Source organism: Brevibacterium sp. SIMBA_078, assembly GCF_046534565.1.
Lineage (GTDB): Bacteria > Actinomycetota > Actinomycetes > Actinomycetales > Brevibacteriaceae > Brevibacterium.
This window is the reverse complement of the sequence record NZ_JAWRYQ010000141.1, coordinates 1-291: the sequence shown is the minus strand read 5'-3', so window position 1 is coordinate 291 and position 291 is coordinate 1. Positions and strand designations below refer to the sequence as shown.

Below are 291 nucleotides of genomic sequence, written 5' to 3'. Positions count from 1 at the left end.
ATTACTTTTACAAACCTGTGAATGCGACCTCTGTAATTGAATACCTGCAAGCTAACTAGTAGCCGCGCGACTAAGTCGGTCATTCACTGCAGCCCACTCACTGCCTACTGGCGGTTTTTCGATATAAATATTCAATGGTGTTGTCTCATCAATAAGATGCAGTGTTTTATACATATTTTTAGCATATTCAATAGGGCAGCTACTTAGCTTAGTAATACGTTTTGATGGAATATCGCCCGCTAATAATTGCTGTTGCACTTGAGTCGAATAGATTAAATAGTGACTTTTATC

The 291-nt window shown here is 38.5% G+C and carries 1 protein-coding gene; it reads right to left on the bottom strand.

Annotated elements, in window-relative coordinates; genetic code table 11:
* Positions 1-51 precede the first annotated feature (51 nt).
* A partial coding sequence (locus SB749_RS19210) for a Sua5 family C-terminal domain-containing protein (protein ID WP_410711708.1) occupies positions 52-291 on the bottom strand: 240 nt, incomplete at its 5' end.